Here is a 14,542-nt window from a genome sequence, read left to right on the forward strand (position 1 = left end):
GGGGTCGCAGGGCGCCTGGTGGTAGTGGTTGACGGCAACGTTCATCGGAAGTGCGCAGCCATCACTGGGTCGAAGCAGGCCAACTCCAGTCTGGCGGAGGGCGTTGCCGGGCGGGTCGGTGGCGCTGCGCCGGAGGCTGAGGCGGATGTCGGCGTATGCTGTTCGGTCACGCCGATGTGGGCGTCGCTCAACAATTCCTTGATTGCGACGAGCCCGTCGCTAGTCGGATGAGGTTAAGCGCGAGTGGGGGGCGGACGCCTCGAGTTTGATACTCGAATTCGAGCCGAAGTCTATGGCAGGGATTGGTAGTTTAATGTCGATTATTAATTCGTCCGATCCAGGGTTCCGCGCGTGTAAGTTAAATTTCAACACGTTGATCGATATTCAACTTGAAGCCGAAGCTCGAGGTTGGGCTACTCGATGGACCTCGGTAGATGCACTTCGTAGTCAGGTCAAGGAAGACTTCGTGATACTTCGGACCCTATGCGGGAGAAGCGAGAATGGGCTGTGAGCTTGTATCGATGCATGATTCTTTTCTCAAGCACCGATGACCTGGGATCCGGCAAGGTTGTCACGATGGATGTTGATCCCGCAAGGCTGGAATCTTTCGAACGTCTCGATCGGAATTTGGATACCCGTAAGGCGTTTGCGCGAATATTCTCGCTCGCATCAAATGGCATCTCGGTGGATTCGAAATCTTAGTACTGCAACGGCCTTCGAGTGAGTGAGTGGCCTCGTCTTCTGTGGTTGCTGAAGTGGGATTGGTGTTAAGGTGGTTATGATCGGAGGTGGGTGGCAGTGATGGTCAGATTCACGGGATGCGATAGCCCTGAACGGCGCATACCTCAAGGCGCGGAAGCTCTTCGAATGGGTGAGGATTACCGCTTCCTTGGGATATACTCCCAGTCGGACGGTGCCAACAAATTCCGCATCCGATTCTCGGAGATTGAGCCCCCGTTTTCGGCCCGTCTGAATGGAGTGAAGTGGGTTTCTGGGAGGCCTTTACGGACCACGAAGACTGGGCTTTACGACTCTACGAAGTTGGCCGTGACAGGTCGGATCATTGTGATTCAGAATGAAGTCTGTGCGAAGTTATGTCGTTGAAGAGGATGCGTCTGGTAGGGATCTTTGGTCAATCATGCCCTCCGGGGCTGGTTGTCGGCAGTAGTCGACAGTGAGGACGACGAGACTGGCCTGCGCCGGGTCGCTGAGTGGATCGTCGCCCAGCTCGGGCTGGACGGTGTTCGGAGGTGATCCGAGGTCCTGAGGTCCGAGCAAGGCAGTCGAGATCGATCCCAGCGAGGCTCTGGTAGGAACGCCGTCCGCGCGTGTCGAGGACGATCCGCTGTACACGGGCTGAGCTCGCCCGCGGCCCGCCCGAACCGTGCCGAACGGGTGAAATCCACCGGTCGGAGCCGCATGGGAGACGTCAGGACCACTGACAAATGTCACCCCCGACCGATGCGCGGCCTCACTACACCGCGCCACCGCGGACGACCAGCATGAAGAGGTGACAAAAACCCACCAAGTCCGGAAAGGACAGTCATGACCGCGATCTCCGCCCAAGCCCTCGAACAGCCGCAAAGCCGGTCGGCGTTCCGCGTTGTGCGGGGGCTGGTCGGTGGGTACCTCGGGCTCAGCGTGCTTACGCTCGTGGCGATCTTCCTCATGCGTGACAACAAGACGATGGTGACCGACGCCGTCTGGGTGCGGGCGACCATCGTCGTGGCCAGCGCGCTGCTGACGCTCTCGTTCGCCGTGCGGGCTGCGCGCGGGTCGCGGCGGGCGTTTCTGCGGTTGCGCATCGTTTCGGGCGTGATGCTGGTCGCGATTGTGGTGATCGTGGCGCTGCCGGGGGCGTTCCCGGTGTGGCTGCGGATCGAGCAGGGCGTCTGCGGCCTCGCGCTGCTGGGGGTCGTCCTGGTCGTCAACGGCCGGCACCTGCGGGCGCTGTTCGCCCGGAGCTGAGCAGGCGTGACCGGTAGCGTGCGGGAGGTGGACCAGAGCAGCGGGGTGGCCGGCCGGCCGGATCGGTGGCTGCTGGGCTGGCGGCGGTTCCTGCTGGACGCCGGGCTGCTCGTCTACCCCCTGGTGACGGCGGCCGCGATCGCGCAGGACTCCAGTGGCGCGGGCCTGGTCGCCGGCTGGGTGATCGTGGCGGCGTTCTGCGTCGGCTACGTGCTGGCCGCGTGGTCCGCGGCGCGGGGGCTGACGCGCCGGTTCTGGACGCTGATCGGGGTCCTCACCCTGCTGTTCCTGGCCGCGCTGCCGTTCACGCACGTGAACGCGTTCTTCCTGGCGACGGTGATCGTCTCGCTCGTCGCGCCGCGGCTGCCGCGTTACGCCGTCCCGCTCGTGGCCGGGTCCGCGCTCGCCGCGCTCGTGGTGCCGTGGGTGGTGCGGCCGTGGCAGAGCGGGCCGGGCTGGACGCAGGCCGTTGCGCTGGTGTTCACCGCGCTCATGGTCTACGCGTTCGCCGAGGCGATCCGCGCCAACCGCGCGCTGGTGGAGGCGCGCGCCGAGGTCGTCCGGCTCGCGTCGGAGGCCGAGCGGGCGCGGATCGCGCGGGACCTGCACGACCTGCTCGGCCATTCGCTCACCGCCATCACGGTCAAGAGCAACCTCGCGCGGCGGCTCGCCGTGAAGGGGGTCGAGCGGTCGGTGGACGAGATCACCGAGGTCGAAACGCTCTCCCGGCAGGCACTCGCCGACGTGCGCGCCGCCGTTTCGGGGTATCGCGACGTCACGCTCGCGGGCGAGCTGGCGCGGGGCCGGGAGCTGCTTCGCGCGTCGGGGGTCATCGCCGACCTGCCCACGGCCGCGGACGTCGTCGACGGCGCGCACCAGGAGCTGTTCGGCTGGGTCGTGCGCGAGGGGCTCACCAACGTCGCCCGCCACGCCCGCGCGACGCGCTGCACAGTCGTGTTTTCCGCGTCGGCGCTGGAAGTCCTCGACGACGGCGTGGGCGCGCGGGCGTCCGCGGGCAGCGGCCTGACCGGGCTGCGCGAGCGCGTCGCCGAGGCCGGCGGGCGAATGGAAGCCGGGCCGCTGGACCCGAAGGGCTGGCGGCTGGCCGTGGTGATGGGAGCGCCCGCATGACGATCCGACTGCTGCTCGCGGACGACCAGGAGCTGGTCCGCCAGGCCCTGTGCGCGCTGCTGGAGCTGGAGGACGACTTCGAGGTCGTCGGCTCCGTCGGCCGCGGCGACCTGGTGGCCGACGCCGCGCTCGCGGGACGGCCCGACGTCGCCCTGCTGGACATCGAGATGCCCGGCCTCGACGGGCTCGCGGCCGCCGCGGTGCTCGCCGCGCAGGTGCCGGACTGCCGCGTGGTCATGCTCACCACGTTCGGCCGCGCGGGTTACCTCCGCCGGGCGATGGACGCGGGCGCCGTGGGCTTCGTCGTGAAGGACGCGCCGGCCGAGGTGCTCGCCGACGCCATCCGCAGGGTGATGAAGGGCGAGCGCGTGGTCGATCCGGCGCTGGCCGTCGCCACCCTGGCCGCCGGGGAATCCCCGCTGACGGCCCGCGAACGCGACGTGCTCATCGCCGCCCGCTCCGGCGTCTCGGTCGCGGAGATCGCGGCGAACCTCTACCTGTCGGAGGGCACAGTCCGGAACTACCTGTCGGCGGCGATCTCGAAAACGGGCACCCGCAACCGGATGGAGGCCCTGCGGACGGCCGACGAGCGGGGCTGGCTGTAGCGGCTCGGGCCGCGCGCCGCAGGCCGCCGTGGTTGGGTGAGGCCCATGACGACCGAGCGATTCGAGGTCCGGCGCGAGGTGGCCGCGCCTCCGGCGACGGTGTTCGCCTTGCTCTGCGATCCACAGGGGCACGTGGCCATCGACAGCTCCGGCATGCTGCAGTCCGCGGACGGCGAGCCGGTCCGCGCGGTGGGTGACGAGTTCGTCGTCCACATGGACCGCGAGGCCCTCAACGACCTGCCGATGGGCAAGTACGACGTCACCGTGATCATCACCCGGTTCGAGCCGGACGCGCAGCTCGAGTGGACGATCTCCGGCACGATCCAGCCGCCGATCCGCCACCTCTACGGCTACCGCCTGGAACCTGCCGAGGCCGGCACCCTGGTCACCTCGTATTACGACTGGAGCCAGATCGAGGAGCGCTACCGCGACAAGGTCGCCTTCCCGGTCATCCCGGAAACCGCCCTGCGCGCGACGCTGGGCATCCTGGCCCGCACCGTGGAGAAACGCTGACCGTCCACTGAGGACTGACCGCGCCCGGCTATCGCGCGAGCAGTCCCGACTCGTAGGCGCTGATCACGAGCTGGGAACGGTCGCCGCGGATCCGCCGGGTCGCCTCGATCCCGTCCATCTCCGGCATCCGGACGTCCATCAGCACCACGTCCGGCTCCTGCGCGACGGTCCGGGGCCGAGCCGGCGAGCCGTCCTGCTCGTGGTTTACAGATATCTAGGACTTGTAAATCACCTTGTACATCGGTTACCGTTTTGTAAATCCAGCCCACGGAGGAGGGTCTGATGAGTGAAGTGATCGGGACCGTGCCCGCCGGCTCGACCGAGCAGTGGCGCGATCGCAAGCGGTACCTGTGGCTGATCGGGCTCGTGGTGCCCTCGCTGGCGTTCCTCGCGATCGGGCTGCACGCGGCGACCGGGTGGGGCGTGTGGTTCTGGATCGGGCCGATCGTGATCCTGGTGGTCGTGCCGCTGATCGACCTGCTCGCCGGGCTGGACCGCGGCAACCCGCCGGACGACGTGATCGAGCGGCTGGAGAACGACCGCTACTACCGGTGGATCACCTTCGTCTTCCTGCCCGTCCAGTACCTCGGCTTCGTCGTGGCGTTCTGGCTGATCGCCCGCGGGGACCTGTCCATTGTGGACAAGATCGGGCTGGCCGTCTCGATCGGCTGCATCGGCGGGATCGGCATCAACACCGCGCACGAGCTGGGGCACAAGAAGGAGAGCCACGAGCGCTGGCTGTCGAAGATCGCGCTGGCGCAGAGCTTCTACGGGCACTTCTACATCGAGCACAACCGCGGCCACCACGTGCGCGTGGCGACGCCGGAGGACCCGGCGAGCAGCCGCGTCGGCGAGAGCTTCTACCGGTTCTGGCCGCGTACGGTGTTCGGCTCGCTGAAGTCCGCGTGGCGGCTGGAGCGCAAGCGTTACGCCCGGCGCGACCGGCACCCGTACCGCATCGGCAACGACGTGCTGAACGCCTGGCTGATGTCGGCGGTGCTGTGGGCGGCGATGATCGTGTGGCTGGGCGTCGGTGTCCTGCCGTACCTGGTGATCCAGGCCGTGATCGGCTTCTCGCTGCTGGAAGTCGTCAACTACATGGAGCACTACGGGATGCGACGGCAGCGAGTGGGCGCGCCGGGGCGGCGCCGGTACGAGCGCGTGGATCCCAGCCACAGCTGGAACTCCAACAACATCGCCACCAACGTGCTGCTGTACCACCTGCAGCGGCACAGCGACCACCACGCCAACCCGACCCGCCGCTACCAGACGTTGCGTGATTTCGCCGAATCCCCGGTGCTGCCGACCGGGTACGCCGGGATGATCGTGCTCGCGCTGGTCCCGCCGCTGTGGCGCCGGGTGATGGACCCGCGGGTGCTCGCCCACTTCGGCGGTGATCTCAGCCGGGCCAACCTCCAGCCGCGTAAGCGGGCCAAGATCCTTGCGCGGTACGGAATTTCCGGTTCGACGGCCTCGACGGCAGTGGACACACACGGCGACGCGACCGAAGGCGGCATGTGCCCGGGCTGCGGCTACGTCTACGACGAGCAGCTCGGCGACCCGCGTGAGGGCTTCCCGGCGGGCACGCCGTGGTCGGCGATCCCGGACTCCTGGTGCTGCCCGGACTGCGGCGTGCGCGAGAAGGTCGACTTCGTCGCGCCGGGACGGGTGGGTGCGTGATGCGGATCGAAGCGGACCGTGGCAAGTGCGCCGGGCTGGGCATGTGCGAGGCGATGGAGCCCGATTTCTTCGAGGTCGGGGACGACGGCACCGTGCTGGTGCTCGACGAGCGGCCTGGTGAGGAGCACCGGCACGACCTTGTTGCCGCGGTCAACGCTTGCCCTGTGCTGGCCTTGAAACTGCGGGACTGACCGTGACTCTTGGGGTTGCCAGCGCGTCCGGTACGCCGTTGGCTCGGGGGCCTAGAATGACGATCATGAGCGGATCACCTCCGGCCGCCCCGACCGACGGCGGCCAGTACCGGCAGCCGATCGTCGCCGCGGCGATCGAGCTGACCGCGCGGTCCGGCTGGTCGGCGGTCACGATGGTCCGGCTGGCCGAGGTCGTGGGCGTCAGCCGTCAGACCGTCTACAACGAGGTCGGCTCCAAGGCGGCGCTGGCGGAGGCGATGGTCGCGCACGAGCTGGACCGGTTCCTGTCGGTCGTCCGCGCCGCCTTCGACCGCCGTCCGGACGACCTCGTCGAAGCGGTCTACGAAGCGGTCCGCGCGGTCCTCGAACTGGCCGACGACAACACCCTGCTCCGCGCGATCGCCTCAGCCACGCACGGCGCCGACACCGAGCTGCTGCCCCTGCTGACCACCCACGCGGACACCCTCCTCACCGAGGCGCGGACGACACTCATCCGGCGCGTGGAGTCCTACCGGCCGCCGTTGGACCCCGACCAGCTCGCCGCGGTGATCGACCTGATCGTCCGGACGGTCCTGAGCCACGTCATGCAGCCTTCCGACACGCCGGCGCGCACGGCGGACAGTTTGGCCTGGATCGTGGGGCGTGTGCTTGAGGTGCCGGCCGGGGTTTCGTTGCGGCATCGGGTTTGAGGGTGTTTGTGGTTAGTGGTGGCGGAGGTTGGTGAGGACGAACTCTGCGGTTTTGAGTACGCCGCCGCAGCGGTCTTTGTCCCAGTAGTGTGACGGTGAGGTCTCTCCTCGGTAGCTGAATTGCAGCATCTTTGCGTCGCTTATCCCGACTGCGACGTTGCAGTCATTGGGTCCGCTGAATTCGTGGTAAATGACAACCGGGTAGCCATCGAGGGAAACTTCGGACCAGGGCTCGAGGCCATGCTCCGCAGACGATCGAGACGCGGCGAGCTCGGTGAGATTCTGTGGTTTCACCAGCGGTTCCAAAATGGTGACGAGCGGTCCACGCGGCGAAGTCCAGTTGCAGCGGAACAACGTGGGGTCGTTGCTCACGAACGGCTGGACGTCGCTGGGTGGGTCAGCCACTACGGCGGCCACTTGTTCCTTGTCCAGGATTTGGCAGGGGGCCTTCTCGAACGGCGTGGGATCCAGCGGCTGCTTTACCGGAGTGAACGGTATAGCGGCACCCGGCCTTACTGGGGTGGGCGGCTGGTCCAGGATCGGAGTGGGCTGCTTCGGGCCGCAAGCGGTGAGCAATGCGGAACCCGCTGCCAGCGCGCACAAAATGGCCGCGGACTTCGTCGAGTTCATTAGACTCATTCCGGGAACGCTGTCGGGTTGACACGCCACTGCTTTTCGTTGTTCATGCCGGAGTTGCCCGGCATCTCCGGCAGCTCTGGGAAATTGGTGGCAGATTGCTGCAGGCTGATCGAGCCAGCCGCAAAATCGCCGAGTGTCGTGACTGATTTGGCGAACAGGGCGCCGATCTTATCCACCAGTGTACTGAAGGCGTCAATCACCGTGTCTATTACGTCTTTAGCTGTGAAGAAGTCTGCGATGGGGATTTCCACGGTGAGTGCCGCGAGTACTCCTTTGATGCCGATTTTGGCGAGCTCGGACGCGCAGGTGCCGACAAGTTCGAGAGCGCTTTCGTAGGTTGTAATCACACATTGGGCGATCTTGACAAGGTTCTCGGACATGCTCGCCACGGCATTCTGCTGGTGATCAAGGGTGCCGCTGACTCGATTAGCATAGGTCGTGAACTGGTCGGCTGCACGGCCCGACCAGGTTCCGCTCACTGCCTGGACTGCTGCGTTGACGCCTTTTTCTCTCGCGGTGTCGAGTGTGTTGTTCTGAGCGAAGGCAAATGCCATTTCCTGCACTACGACGGCATTGCCCAGCAACTTGTTCCGGATGGTGTCGAGCAAACGGATGATGTCGTCACGGCCGAAGATGTTCGCCACCTGGCGGATCTTCGCGTCGGATCCCTCGGGGTATGGTCCTGGTGGCGGTATCCGCTTCGGCGGGGTGACTGTTGTATCGTCCATGATCAGTTCAACCCCTCTTCCTTGTTTCGTAGGCGTCTGTAATCCTCTTCGTCTTGGGTTTCGTAGTAGTCTGCGGCCTTGTCCAGCGCTTCGGCGAGTTGCTCCAACTGTCCGGCACCGCGCACGCTTTTATCGCGTATGCTGGAGATCGCCGAGTTGAAGGCTTCGACGACTCTGGATTCGACGCCGAGCAACCCGACGTCTTCGTTGCGAAGGACCATCGACGACAGATCGTTGTTGGCGAACTTCAGCACCTTCTCGCGTGCGGCGAAGATGTCCTCCGTCGCTCCTCGCAGGGCTTGCGGGTAGACCTCGAAGCCGGAGCCGGACGAGTCGTTGGTCATCGGGTCGAGACCGCTCATCGGGTTCCCACCTCTCGGGCGGCTTCGTCGACCATGATCTTGCGACGGGTCGAAGCCGCGGATTCCGCGTTGTTCACCGCGCGCAGGACGTGGCCTGCCAGGCTGGCGCCGGTTTGGACGGCGACCGCGTCCTGGTCCAGCTCGACCGAGATCAGGGCGCCCGAACCGTCCACGATGACCTGGCCGAGGTCCGCGCCGATGTCCAGGACCAGCGGCAGGGCTTCCCCGTCGGCCGCGGCCTGCTCCACCGCGGCGACCCGGGCGTCGATCTCCTTGGCCAGGTTGTACAGCTCTTCCTCGGTGTTCACCAGTGCCCCCGTCCGGTCTCCGGCTCTTCGTCGGTCAGGAAGTCGATCTCCTCGAAGTTCTCCTCGTCGTCCGGCCGGCGCGGCGTCCTGGTGGACGTCGGCGGAGCCGGCTCGGGGCGGTCCTCCTCGGCATAGGGCGTCCACTCCGGCTGCGGCTCCGGCGGCGTCGGTGGCTCCTTGCCGAACAGCGCGTTCAACTCCGGCAGTGACGACGCCCGCGCGGTATCGCGCGCGTTCTTGATCGTCTGGACGATCACGAGCCCCAGCTTCTGCCCGGCTGAACCGTGCAGCGCACGGTCGTCGATCCGCAGGTCCACGAGCTTTCCCTGGCCGGTCACCACGGCGGTGACCAGGCCGTCGGCTGTGCGCGCGGCGTGCCGGGCAGCCGCGAGCCGGGCGTCCAGTTCGCCGGCTTGCTGCTGCAGCTGCCTGAGATCGCCGACCGGTTGGCGCGGTGCGGTCATGACCGCATCACGGCGTCCACCATCCTCATCCCCCTACTCCAAGTTCCGTCACCATCACGGAACGTGCCCGACTCGTACAATACTGCGGCTGATCCGTGGCGCAAAGACCGTCGGAAGATCGGGCGAAACCGTCGGCCGGATGCCGCCGGGGACCGGTCCCGACCGGCGGGGCTAGCTTGCCGATCATGAAACGGACCCAGCGGATCCTCCTCGCGGCGGCGGTGGCCGGCGCGTTCGTGCCAGGTTTTTCCACCGCGGCGGAAGCGGCGACACCAGCCTGCAGTCATCCGGCGGACGTGCTGGACCTGGCGAACTGGAAGGAAACCCTGCCCACCGGCTCGGAGGGCAAACCCACCGAGGTCAGCCAGCCCAAGCTGAAGACCTTCTCGGCCGACCCGTGGTTCACCACCGCCGCCGGCTGCACCGGAGTCCAGTTCCGGGCGGCGGTGAACGGGGTGACCACCAGCGGCAGCGGCTACCCGAGGTCGGAGCTGCGGGAGATGTCCGACGGCGACGGGGCGAGCTGGTCCACCACCAAGGGCACCAGCACGCTGACGGTCGACACCTCGGTCACCCACCTGCCCGCGGACAAGCCCGAGGTCGTCGTCGCCCAGATCCACGACAGCGAGGACGACGTGACCGTCTTCCGTCTCGAGGGCAGCAAGCTCTACGTCACCAAGGGCGACGAGACGCACTACAAACTCGCCGACGGCAACTACAAGCTCGGCACCCGGTTCACCGTCCGCTTCGTCGCCGCGGACGGCCGGATTTCGGCCTTCTACAACGGGACCAAGGTCGCGGACTTCGCGGAGAAGTCCTCGGGCGACTACTTCAAAGCGGGGGTCTACACCCAGGCCAACTGCGACAAATCTTCGCCGTGCAGCACGGAGAACTACGGCGAGACGGTGGTCTACGGGTTGACCGTCGCCCACCAGGACCAGTGACGAATACCGGAGGGTGAAAACGTTGTCCATCACCAGAATCGTTGTGAGCTGCGCCGCGCTGGCGCTGATGTTGCCGTTCGCGGGGACGGCCTCGGCCGCGCCCGTCGCGGCGGGGGCGCACGCCGGGAACGGGCCGGCCTGTACCCGGCACCTCGCCGGCACCGGGTCAGCCGACGCCGTGCGCCCCGGTGACGTCGTCTGCTTCGACACCGCGGCCAAGGCCAAGCGGCTGAAGATCACCAAGGGCGGCACGGCCCAGGCGCCCGTCACCTATTCCGGTGCCGGCCAGCAGGTGGGCGGGATCGACATCGACGCCGACTACGTGGTGGTCGACGGCTACACGATGAACGAGCCCTCGGCGCCCGGCATCGAGGTCCACGGAAACGGCGTGACCGTCCAGAACAACACCGTCACCGCGCCGAAGGGCGACGACGGGGACGGGCTGCGGTTCTTCGGGGACAACATCACCATCAAGCACAACACCATCAGCAAAACCGACAACAGCACCGGCGCCCACGCCGACTGCATGCAGACCTTCGCCACCGACGAGGACGACGTGGCCAGCAGCCACCTGGTCATCGACAGCAACCGGTGCGAGCAGGTCGACAACATGTGCCTGATGGCGGAGGGCCCGAACTCCGAGGCCGGCGACGGCAGCGGCGAGGGCGTTTCGGAAGACTGGACGTTCAGCAACAACTACTGCCAGACGCGCGAAGCCTCGCAGACGCTCATGGTCGACGACGTCCAGCACCTCACCGTCACCGGCAACACCTGGGCCGCCGGGCCGGACCACGCCATCGGCCTGCAGAACAAGTCGACCGACGCCCACGTCAAGGACAACAAGCTCGACCCGTCCATCAAGTGCGAGGTCGGCATCGACAAGTCCTCCAAGCCGGGTTACCAGGGCCCCACGCCCGGCTGCGACCCGTGATGAACGCTGGTCGCGGCCCGCGTGACGGGCCGCGGCCGGTGCCGTGGGGAAACGGTCACGGCAGTTCGTCGCCGGGCTCCACGTTGACAACGGCCTGGTAGACCATCGGGCGGGCCTTGGCGTCGAGCTCGGGGTCGTTGATCAGACGCTGGATCGAGGCCAGCCACTCGGGGTTGCGCCGGGCGTCGTCGAGGGCGGTGCCGGACTCCCATTCGGCGACGTTGACGAAGGTCAGCTCCGCCTGGTCGCTCATCGCGCGGAGCATGCGCGCGCGGACGAATCCGGGGGCGGACGCCATCAGGCGGGCGTTGTCCTTCCAGCGGCTCAAGAACCGGTCCTGCTGGGTCATCGGCACCGAGAAGGCGTTGATCAGCGTGACCGGCGTGCTCACGCCGGCGGTGGTGTGTCCGGGAGCGGTCATGCCCCCGACCATAAACGCCCTGGGATGGATTGTCACTAGTGATGACAATCCTTGGCTGTTGCTAAGCTGGCACTGTGCAGCTTGATGAACGCGGGGTGTTCCTGTTGTCCCAGATCGGCCACCACGTCGCGGAGCGGATGGCCGTGAGTCTCATGCCGCTGGGGCTCCAGCCGGCGCATTTCGGTGTCCTGTCCCATTTGCAGGCCGACGACGGGCTCACCCAGCAGCGCCTGGCGGACAAACTCGGCATCCACCGCAACTCGATGGTCGGACTGGTCGACGACCTCGAAGCGCACGAGCTGGTCCGCCGCACCCGTCACCCGGACGACCGCCGTGCCTACGCCGTCCGGCTGACCGACCGGGCCCGCACCGTGCTGCGCGAGGCCGAAGCCTCCGCGAACAGCATGGAGGCGGCCGTCCTCGCCCCCCTCAGCGAGCCGGAACGGCGGCGGCTCATCGCGATGCTGCACCGGGTCGCCGTACACGCCGAGCTGCTGCCGGGTGTCCATCCCGGACTGCAGCGGCGGGCGGCCCGCTGATCGACCTCGGCGCGCGCCGGGGCGAATCCTTCTACGCCCGTTTCGACACGACGTACTTCGGCAGGGCGTTCATCCGCTTGGTGAACGGGTCGGGGTCGGTGATCGCCGGCCGGTCGCGCGCACGCCGTGTACGTCCGCCGTCGTTGGTGTCCTCAGTGGACGATCCTGGGTGACGAACTGCGTGACGGCGATCTTCATCGCCCGGCCCCGGCCCCGTTCTCGGCCAGCCGGGCGAGTTGGGCGGTGGTGGTGCCCCAGCCGTCGGCGAAGCCCAGGTCGGCGTGGCGGGCGCGGGCGGCGGGGTCGCCGTGGCGGACGGTGACGCGGTAGTCGGTGCCGTCCGGGTGATCCCGCAGGACGATCTCGGCGGTCATCGGGACCGGGGCGGGGCTCGCGGGCCGCCATTGGCTGTTGATCGCGTTGGTGAAGACGATCCGCTCGTACTCCTCCACCACGAGGAAACAGGCGTCCAGGTGCGGGACGAACGTGTCGCCGTCGTCGCTCATCAGCGTGACGAACGCGCCGCCGGGCCGGGCTTCGAGGCGCTCGACGCGGCAGCGGGTCGGCGCGGGAATCCACCACTGTGCCAGGTTTGCGGGCTCGGTCCACGCGCTCCACACCTGCTTGCGGGGCGCGCGGATGATCCGGTCGAGGCCGAGATCGAGGTCGGGATTCACTGCTTCTCCTCAGGGGTGGTGACGAACCGCTCCAGGCGGTCGGTGCGATCGGTCCAGATGCTCCGCTGCTCCGCGAGCCAGTCTTCGACGAGCGCGAACCGTTCGCGGTTCAGTTCGCAGGTGCGCACCCGGCCGGACTTCGCCGTGCGGATCAGGCCGTTCGACTCGAGCACCCGGACGTGCTTCATGAACGACGGCAACGTCATGGGGGCTTCCCCGGCCAGGTCGCCGACGCTCGCCGGCCCGCGGCCGAGCCGCCGGAGGACCGCGCGCCTCGTCGGGTCGGCCAGCGCGACGAACACACCGTCGAGCACAGCTGAATACTGAGCCATGAGGCTAAGTATTAGCCCAGCGGAACACTTAGCGCAAGGGCTAAGTGTTGACGCTTCGTTGACCTGTCGTCACCAGGAACGTAAATTTCTTTCATATGTTGCGCCGGACGCTCATCCTCGCCCTCACCGCCGCGCTCGTGCTGATCACCCCGCTGCCCGCGAACGCCAACGCCTACGCCGCCGGCAGCTGGTCGCGCCCGTTCTACTGGGGTGTGGCCACCGCCGGGTTCCAGTCGGAGGGCAGCGCGCCCGACAGCAACTGGTCGCGTTACGTCGCGGCCTCCGGCAGCGTTGACCCGTACGGCAACGCCGACGACTTCCGCCATCGTTACCCCGAAGACATCCAGCTCGCCGCCGGCCTCGGGGTGAACACGTTCCGGTTCAGCGTCGAGTGGGCGCGCGTCGAGCCTCAGCCGGGGGTGTGGGACGAGCAGGAACTGGCCTATTACGACGACGTCGTCCGGCTCGTCCGGGCCGCGGGGATGACGCCGATGATCACGCTCAGCCATTGGGCCTACCCGGGCTGGGTCGCCGACCGCGGCGGGTTCGCCGATCCCCGCGTGATCGGCGACTTCACCGGTTTCGTGGGCAAGATCGTGCCGCGGTACCGCGACCTCGGCGTGCTGTGGGTGACCTTCAACGAGCCGGTCACCTTCCTCAGCCAGGAAATCAAGATCGGCGCGCTCAACCCGCTGCTCGCGCCCGTCTGGATCGCCGACGTCGTCCAAGCGCACCGTCGCGCGTACGACCTCATCCACCAGCTCGACCCGACCGCGAAGGTCACCAGCAACCAGGCGTTCTACGCCGGGTTCAACGGGCTGACCGACCTCGTCGTGATGGACCAGATCCGGGACAAGGTCGACTTCATCGGTTTCGACTACTACTACGGCGTCAGCCTCGACAACCTCACTGCGATCAACGCCGCCTCCGGGGACTTCTGGAAGGTCAAGATGCAGCCCGAGGGTATCTACGACGCGCTGCGCTACTACGCCGGCCGGTACCCGAACCTCCCGCTGTACATCGTGGAAAACGGGATGCCCACCGATGACGGCAAACCCCGCGCGGACGGTTACACCCGCGAAGCCGCGCTGCGGGACTCGGTCTTCTGGGTCCAGCGCGCCAAGGCCGACGGGATGAACGTGATCGGCTACAACTACTGGAGCATCACCGACAACTACGAGTGGGGCAGCTACCGCCCACGCTTCGGTCTGTACACAGTGGACGTCCGGACCGATCCTTCCCTCACCCGCAAGCCGACCGCCGCCGTCCCGGTGTACCGGCAGACCATCGCGGACGGCGGGGTGCCCGCCGGCTATCGGCTCGTGCAGGGGCCGGGCTTCTGCTCCCTCGTCGACGCGTTGACCAGCTGCCTCGCCCCCGCGAACCCGGACGGGCCGCTCGCTCGCTTGGGCTGAACCCC

General features: G+C 67.2%; 19 protein-coding genes and 1 pseudogene. 11 read left to right on the plus strand and 9 right to left on the minus strand.

All coding sequences use genetic code 11. The features are described 5' to 3' along the window. The first annotated feature begins 1,545 nt into the window (after window positions 1–1,545). Genes OG943_RS44400 through OG943_RS44415 form a run of 4 tightly spaced genes read left to right on the plus strand, consistent with a single transcriptional unit; the run spans window position 1,546 to window position 4,217 of the window. Window positions 1,546–1,968 (plus strand): hypothetical protein, encoded by a 423-nt coding sequence (locus OG943_RS44400; protein ID WP_328606860.1) that lies wholly within the window; start codon window positions 1,546–1,548, stop codon window positions 1,966–1,968. 27 nt (window positions 1,969–1,995) lie between these two features. Further along, window positions 1,996–3,099 (plus strand): sensor histidine kinase, encoded by a 1,104-nt coding sequence (locus tag OG943_RS44405; protein WP_328606861.1) that lies wholly within the window; start codon window positions 1,996–1,998, stop codon window positions 3,097–3,099. Beyond that, a complete protein-coding gene (locus tag OG943_RS44410; protein ID WP_328606862.1) occupies window positions 3,096–3,704 on the plus strand; it encodes a response regulator transcription factor in 609 nt (202 codons plus the stop codon). The genes OG943_RS44405 and OG943_RS44410 overlap by 4 nt, the downstream gene beginning before the upstream one ends. 45 nt (window positions 3,705–3,749) lie before the next feature. Then, the gene (locus OG943_RS44415) at window positions 3,750–4,217 is read left to right on the plus strand and encodes an SRPBCC family protein (protein WP_328606863.1); all 468 of its coding nucleotides are present in this window, start codon (window positions 3,750–3,752) and stop codon (window positions 4,215–4,217) included. A 28-nt stretch (window positions 4,218–4,245) separates the two neighbouring features. On the opposite strand, the pseudogene OG943_RS48570 reads toward OG943_RS44415, so the two are convergent. Continuing rightward, window positions 4,246–4,425 (minus strand): annotated as a pseudogene (locus tag OG943_RS48570) (response regulator); the annotation flags it as partial. 74 nt (window positions 4,426–4,499) lie between these two features. Here OG943_RS48570 and OG943_RS44425 point away from each other — a divergent pair. The 3 genes from OG943_RS44425 to OG943_RS44435 are packed head-to-tail and all read left to right on the plus strand — an operon-like array spanning window position 4,500 to window position 6,777. Continuing rightward, window positions 4,500–5,897, plus strand: coding sequence for a fatty acid desaturase (locus OG943_RS44425; protein WP_328606864.1), 1,398 nt, complete (start codon window positions 4,500–4,502; stop codon window positions 5,895–5,897). Further along, window positions 5,897–6,088, plus strand: coding sequence for a ferredoxin (locus tag OG943_RS44430; RefSeq protein WP_328606865.1), 192 nt, complete (start codon window positions 5,897–5,899; stop codon window positions 6,086–6,088). The genes OG943_RS44425 and OG943_RS44430 overlap by 1 nt, the downstream gene beginning before the upstream one ends. Window positions 6,089–6,144: 56 nt before the next feature. After that, window positions 6,145–6,777 (plus strand): TetR family transcriptional regulator, encoded by a 633-nt coding sequence (locus OG943_RS44435; RefSeq protein WP_328606866.1) that lies wholly within the window; start codon window positions 6,145–6,147, stop codon window positions 6,775–6,777. A 12-nt stretch (window positions 6,778–6,789) separates the two neighbouring features. Here the strand turns inward: OG943_RS44435 and OG943_RS44440 are convergent, their stop codons facing one another. The 5 genes from OG943_RS44440 to OG943_RS44460 all read right to left on the minus strand — a co-directional run bounded on the left by OG943_RS44440 (window position 6,790) and on the right by OG943_RS44460 (window position 9,278). Beyond that, window positions 6,790–7,407 (minus strand): DUF3558 domain-containing protein, encoded by a 618-nt coding sequence (locus OG943_RS44440; protein WP_328606867.1) that lies wholly within the window; start codon window positions 7,405–7,407, stop codon window positions 6,790–6,792. 5 nt (window positions 7,408–7,412) lie between these two features. After that, window positions 7,413–8,060, minus strand: coding sequence for a WXG100 family type VII secretion target (locus OG943_RS44445; protein ID WP_328606868.1), 648 nt, complete (start codon window positions 8,058–8,060; stop codon window positions 7,413–7,415). Window positions 8,061–8,146: 86 nt separating this feature from the next. Continuing rightward, complete coding sequence (locus tag OG943_RS44450; RefSeq protein ID WP_328606869.1) at window positions 8,147–8,506, minus strand: hypothetical protein; 360 nt, start codon at window positions 8,504–8,506, stop codon at window positions 8,147–8,149. Further along, window positions 8,503–8,814, minus strand: a complete 312-nt coding sequence (locus OG943_RS44455; protein ID WP_328606870.1) for a hypothetical protein — start codon at window positions 8,812–8,814, stop codon at window positions 8,503–8,505. The genes OG943_RS44450 and OG943_RS44455 overlap by 4 nt, the downstream gene beginning before the upstream one ends. Beyond that, complete coding sequence (locus OG943_RS44460; protein ID WP_328606871.1) at window positions 8,811–9,278, minus strand: YbaB/EbfC family nucleoid-associated protein; 468 nt, start codon at window positions 9,276–9,278, stop codon at window positions 8,811–8,813. The genes OG943_RS44455 and OG943_RS44460 overlap by 4 nt, the downstream gene beginning before the upstream one ends. 185 nt (window positions 9,279–9,463) lie before the next feature. Between OG943_RS44460 and OG943_RS44465 the strand changes: the two genes are divergently transcribed. Next, on the plus strand, window positions 9,464–10,222 hold the full coding sequence (locus tag OG943_RS44465; protein ID WP_328606872.1) for a polysaccharide lyase family 7 protein: 759 nt from the start codon (window positions 9,464–9,466) through the stop codon (window positions 10,220–10,222). Window positions 10,223–10,244: 22 nt separating this feature from the next. Then, window positions 10,245–11,153 carry a right-handed parallel beta-helix repeat-containing protein gene (locus OG943_RS44470; RefSeq protein WP_328606873.1) on the plus strand — a complete coding sequence of 303 codons (909 nt, stop codon included), beginning with the start codon at window positions 10,245–10,247 and terminating at the stop codon, window positions 11,151–11,153. Window positions 11,154–11,208: 55 nt separating this feature from the next. Here the strand turns inward: OG943_RS44470 and OG943_RS44475 are convergent, their stop codons facing one another. Further along, complete coding sequence (locus tag OG943_RS44475; RefSeq protein WP_328606874.1) at window positions 11,209–11,574, minus strand: antibiotic biosynthesis monooxygenase family protein; 366 nt, start codon at window positions 11,572–11,574, stop codon at window positions 11,209–11,211. A 74-nt stretch (window positions 11,575–11,648) separates the two neighbouring features. Between OG943_RS44475 and OG943_RS44480 the strand changes: the two genes are divergently transcribed. Continuing rightward, the gene (locus OG943_RS44480; protein WP_328606875.1) at window positions 11,649–12,113 is read left to right on the plus strand and encodes a MarR family winged helix-turn-helix transcriptional regulator; all 465 of its coding nucleotides are present in this window, start codon (window positions 11,649–11,651) and stop codon (window positions 12,111–12,113) included. Between the two features lie 194 nt (window positions 12,114–12,307). On the opposite strand, the gene OG943_RS44485 is transcribed toward OG943_RS44480, so the two are convergent. Together OG943_RS44485 and OG943_RS44490 are read right to left on the minus strand one after the other, a co-directional pair. Continuing rightward, window positions 12,308–12,790 carry an SRPBCC domain-containing protein gene (locus OG943_RS44485; RefSeq protein WP_328606876.1) on the minus strand — a complete coding sequence of 161 codons (483 nt, stop codon included), beginning with the start codon at window positions 12,788–12,790 and terminating at the stop codon, window positions 12,308–12,310. Further along, entirely contained in the window at window positions 12,787–13,122 is a 336-nt protein-coding gene (locus OG943_RS44490; RefSeq protein ID WP_328606877.1) for an ArsR/SmtB family transcription factor, read from the minus strand. The genes OG943_RS44485 and OG943_RS44490 overlap by 4 nt, the downstream gene beginning before the upstream one ends. A gap of 95 nt (window positions 13,123–13,217) precedes the next feature. On the opposite strand from OG943_RS44490, the gene OG943_RS44495 reads away from it, so the two are divergent. Beyond that, the gene (locus OG943_RS44495; protein ID WP_328606878.1) at window positions 13,218–14,537 is read left to right on the plus strand and encodes a glycoside hydrolase family 1 protein; all 1,320 of its coding nucleotides are present in this window, start codon (window positions 13,218–13,220) and stop codon (window positions 14,535–14,537) included. The last annotated feature ends 5 nt before the right edge of the window (window positions 14,538–14,542 follow it).

It is taken from the genome of Amycolatopsis sp. NBC_00345, from assembly GCF_036116635.1.
In the GTDB taxonomy this organism is placed as follows: Bacteria; Actinomycetota; Actinomycetes; order Mycobacteriales; family Pseudonocardiaceae; genus Amycolatopsis.